1 pseudogene is annotated in these 293 nt (G+C 66.6%); it reads left to right on the top strand.

Annotated features, from left to right (window positions below):
• Positions 1-72: 72 nt before the first annotated feature.
• A pseudogene (locus tag AC0L3J_RS37935) lies at positions 73-293 on the top strand (Fe-S cluster assembly protein SufD); the annotation flags it as partial.

Raw genomic sequence — 293 nt, 5'->3', positions numbered from 1 at the left:
CAAGGAACTGGCGCTGGAGCTGGAAGCGTCCGGCTACGCCCAGTTCGAGGACGCCGCGTAAGGAATTTTGAGATGAACGTTGCTGTGGCAAAGACCGGAAACGGCCGCGCGGTGAGCGATCTCTTCGCCAGCGCCGAAAGCCGGCTGCCGGGTTCGCCTTCCGTGATCGCGGTACGCCGCGAGGCGTTCGAGACCTATGAGCGTCTCGGCCTGCCGCACCGCCGGATCGAGGAGTGGAAGTACACCGATCTGCGCGCGCTGGTCGGCGAGGTACTGCCGCTCGCGGCTGCGCC

The sequence above is a fragment of the Bradyrhizobium sp. Kon37 genome, from assembly GCF_055807535.1.
This window is presented reverse-complemented; position numbering and strand designations above follow the sequence as displayed.